At 73.1% G+C, this 3117-nt stretch carries 4 protein-coding genes; 1 reads left to right on the forward strand and 3 read right to left on the reverse strand.

Annotated elements, in window-relative coordinates:
- Positions 1-607: AzlC family ABC transporter permease (locus F2B26_RS15385; RefSeq protein ID WP_159810856.1), on the reverse strand; the 607-nt coding region annotated here is incomplete at its 3' end.
- A 67-nt stretch (positions 608-674) separates the two neighbouring features.
- Between F2B26_RS15385 and F2B26_RS15390 the strand changes: the two genes are divergently transcribed.
- On the forward strand, positions 675-1247 hold the full coding sequence (locus tag F2B26_RS15390) for a helix-turn-helix domain-containing protein (RefSeq protein WP_159810858.1): 573 nt from the start codon (positions 675-677) through the stop codon (positions 1245-1247).
- Between the two features lie 45 nt (positions 1248-1292).
- Here F2B26_RS15390 and F2B26_RS15395 read toward each other — a convergent pair whose 3' ends face one another.
- Positions 1293-2717: a glycoside hydrolase family 1 protein gene (locus tag F2B26_RS15395; protein ID WP_159810860.1), complete on the reverse strand. Its 1425-nt coding sequence runs from the start codon at positions 2715-2717 to the stop codon at positions 1293-1295.
- A gap of 197 nt (positions 2718-2914) precedes the next feature.
- Positions 2915-3117: HAD hydrolase-like protein (locus F2B26_RS15400; protein ID WP_328698693.1), on the reverse strand; the 203-nt coding region annotated here is incomplete at its 5' end.

Consider the following 3117-nt stretch of genomic DNA (forward strand, 5'->3'; position numbering starts at 1 on the left):
CCGGCAGCACGAGGGAGGCACCGACGGCGACGACCGCGCCGAGCAGGGCCGCCCGCCGGGTGCCCGGGTCACGCAGCGCGGGCATGACGAGGGCCACGAGGACGGCCGGGAAGGCCGCGTCCAGCCCGAGCGCCCGGGTGTCACCGATCTGGGCGCCGGTGAGCGCGCCGACCGCCACGCCGAGGTTCCACGCGGCGAACAGCGCGAGCCCGCAGGCCCAGAAGGTCGCCCGGCGCCGGGTCCGGTCGGGCTGGGCGAGCGCCATCGCCACGGTCTCGTCGGTCACCAGGTGGGCGCCGGCCAGCCGCCGGCCGAACCCCGGTCCCAGCAGGTCGGCGACGGTGAGCGCGAACGGTGTGAGCCGCAGGTTCACCAGCACGGCGGCGGCCACCCCGGCCACCACACCCCCGGACGTCAGGGCGCCCAGCAGCAGGAACTGCGACGCCCCGGCGAACACGACGACGGAGCTGAGCGGGGCGAACCACCACGGCAGCCCGGCCCCGGCGCTCAGCGCCCCGAAGGAGAGCCCGACGAGCCCGTCGGCCAGGCAGAGCAGGGCGATGTCCCGCCGGGTCGCAGGCCCGAGTGTTCGCCATGTCGAACGCATGGCACGTAATAGTGAACACCCCTACGATGTTCGTCAAGCAGAACGACTCGACCGCTGGAGCGAACGAATGCCCGACCCCGTGGCCGACCACGCCGGCGCCCCGCTCGCCACCATCGCCGCAGCGCTGCGCCGCGAACGGCAGCGCACCGGCCTCTCACTCACCGAGGTCGCCCGCCGCGCCGGGGTCGCCAAGTCCACCCTGTCCCAGCTCGAGCAGGGCGCGGGCAACCCGTCCATCGAGACGCTCTGGGCGCTCGGCAACGCACTCGGCGTGCCGTTCTCGCACCTCGTCGACCCGCCCCGGCCCACCGTGCGCGTCATCCGCGCGGGCGAGGGCGTCGCACTCACCGCCCGCGACGCCGACTACGTCGCGACCCTGCTGTCGACCTGCCCGCCGAACGCCCGCCGCGACCTCTACCTCATCGCCGCCGAACCGGGCAGCCAGCGCGACTCCGCCCCGCACCTGCCGGGTGTCGTCGAGCACGTCGTGCTGTCCGCCGGCCGGGCGCTCGTCGGGCCCGCCGACGACCCCGTGGAGCTGGCCCCGGGCGACTACTGCACCTACCCCGGGGACCAGCCCCACGTGTTCCGCGCCCTGGTGCCGGCGACCACCGCCGTGCTGGTCTCCGAGCACGTCTGACCAGTTCAGCCCCGACGGGCGGCGCCCCGGCAGGCCCGACGGCGGTCAGCGCCGCAGGCTCGCGCCGCGGCTCGCGATCACCTCCTGGTACCAGCCGAACGACTTCTTGCGGTACCGGGCGAGCGTGCCCGACCCGTCGTCGTCCCGGTCGACGTAGACGAACCCGTACCGCTTGCTCAGCTGGGCGGTGCTCGCGCTCACCAGGTCGATGCAGCCCCACGGGGTGTAGCCCATGACGTCGACACCGTCCGCGAGCGCCTCGGCCACCTGCACGAGGTGGTCGTTGAGGTAGGAGATCCGGTCGTCGTCGAGCACGGTCGGCACCCCGTCGACCTCGACCAGCTCGTCCTTGGCACCCAGCCCGTTCTCGACGATGAACAGCGGCTTGCGCCACCGGTCCCAGAACTGGTTGAGCACGATGCGCAGCCCCACCGGGTCGATCTGCCAGCCCCACGCCGAGGCCTGCAGGTGCGGGTTCGGCACGCCCGGGAAGATGTTCCCCGCCCCCGTGGTGCGTGCGCTCGCATCAGCGGTCTCGCACACGCTCACGTAGTAGCTGAACGAGACGAAGTCGACGGTGTGCTCGGCCAGCAGCGCACGGTCCTCGTCGGTGATCGTCAGCTCCACGCCGGCCTCGCGCAGGTGCCGCAGGTAGTAGCCCGGGTACTCGCCACGCACGTGGATGTCGCCGAACGCCAGGTTGGTGCGGTCGGTCTGCAGGGCGGCGAGCACATCGTCCGGGTCCGGTGTGAGCGGGTAGACGGGCATCGCCAGCACCATGCAGCCGATCCGGGCCGACGGCGCCAGCTCGCGCGCCACCTTGGTCGCCAGCGCGCTGGCCACCAGCTCGTGGTGCACCGCCTGGTAGAGGTCGGACGCCGTGAGCTGCTCCTTGGGCGTGGCGATGGCCCCCGACATGAACGGGGCGTGCAGCACCGAGTTGATCTCGTTGAACGTGAGCCAGTAGCGCACCCGGTGCCCGTACCGGCCGAAGAGCACCCGCACGTACCGCTCGTAGAAGCCGATGAGCTCACGGTTCACCCAGCCGTCGTACGTCCGGGCCAGGTGCAGCGGGGTCTCGTAGTGGGAGATCGTCACCAGCGGCTCGATGCCGTGCTTCTCGCACTGGTCGAGCACCCGGTCGTAGAACGCCAGGCCCTCCTCGTTGGGCTCGGCCTCGTCGCCGAGCGGGAAGATGCGGCTCCAGGCGATGGAGAACCGGAACGTGCGGAACCCCATCTCGGCGAACAGCGCGATGTCCTGCGCGTACCGGTGGTAGAAGTCGATCGCCACCTGCTTGAGGTTGTCGTCGGTCGGCCCGTCGGTGGGCGGCGACATGAGGCCGTGCGGCATGACGTCCTGGATCGACAGGCCCTTGCCGCCCTCGGCGAAGGCGCCCTCGACCTGGTTCGCGGCGGTCGCGCCGCCCCACAGGAAGCCCTCGGGGAACGGGGCTGCGGTGCTGGTCATGGCTGGCCTCCCTCGGCCGTGCCCGGCGCCGAAAACGAAAGAGACCCAGGCCAGCCGCGCGGCCGGGACGTCCCGGGTCGGCGGAGCCTGGGTCTCGCCCGCGGCGACGCGGTCACGATCCCGTTGCTCGGATCAGGGACGTCGTCGACGTCCCCCCTGCACGGTAGCAGCGACCCGCCCTGGACCCGAGCCCGGCCTCAGCGCACCGGGTCGGCCCCGTCCCACACGTGCGCGAGCTGTCCCAGGGAGTCCACCAGACCGTCCGGCCCGGCCGCCGCGAGCACCGCCTGCTTCGCCGGACGCAGCACGAGGGCCACCGCGGCGACGCCGGCGGCCCGGGCCGCCGCGACATCGGTCACCGAGTCGCCGAGGAGCACCGCCCCGCCCGCCTCGACCCCGA

The sequence above is a fragment of the Cellulomonas citrea genome (assembly GCF_009829685.1).
Lineage (GTDB): Bacteria > Actinomycetota > Actinomycetes > Actinomycetales > Cellulomonadaceae > Cellulomonas > Cellulomonas citrea.